Consider the following 737-nt stretch of genomic DNA (forward strand, 5'->3'; position numbering starts at 1 on the left):
TACACCGATGCCGGCCCTGCGGCCCGCTCGACAGGAGTTCGACATGTCTGAAGTACGTCATTCGCGCGTCATCATTCTGGGTTCCGGCCCTGCCGGTTACAGCGCTGCGGTGTATGCCGCCCGTGCCAACCTCAAGCCGCTGCTGATCACCGGCATGCAGGCGGGTGGCCAGCTGACCACCACAACCGAAGTCGACAACTGGCCGGGCGACCCCCACGGCCTGACTGGCCCGGCCCTGATGCAGCGTATGCAAGAGCACGCCGAGCGCTTTGAAACCGAAATCGTCTTCGACCACATCAACGCCGTCGACCTGGCCAACAAGCCGTTCACCCTGCAAGGTGACAGCGGCACGTACACCTGCGACGCGCTGATCATCGCCACTGGCGCCAGCGCCCGCTACCTTGGCCTGCCTTCGGAAGAGGCGTTCATGGGCAAGGGTGTTTCGGCCTGTGCCACCTGTGACGGCTTCTTCTACCGCAACAAGCCGGTGGCGGTAGTGGGCGGCGGCAACACTGCGGTGGAAGAGGCGCTGTACCTGGCCAACATCGCCAGCAAGGTGACCCTGGTGCACCGTCGCGAAACGTTCCGCGCCGAGAAGATCCTGGTCGACAAGCTGAACGCCCGTGTCGCCGAAGGCAAGATCGAGCTCAAGCTCAATGCCACCCTGGACGAAGTGCTCGGTGACAACATGGGCGTGACCGGTGCGCGCCTGAAGAACAACGACGGCAGCAGCGACG

1 protein-coding gene is annotated in these 737 nt (G+C 64.0%); it reads left to right on the forward strand.

Annotated elements, in window-relative coordinates; genetic code table 11:
* Window positions 1–43 precede the first annotated feature (43 nt).
* A partial coding sequence (locus tag HP546_RS30790; protein WP_172233795.1) for an FAD-dependent oxidoreductase occupies window positions 44–737 on the forward strand: 694 nt, incomplete at its 3' end.

This window comes from Pseudomonas sp. CM25 (genome assembly GCF_013179705.1).
Classification (GTDB): Bacteria; Pseudomonadota; Gammaproteobacteria; order Pseudomonadales; family Pseudomonadaceae; genus Aquipseudomonas.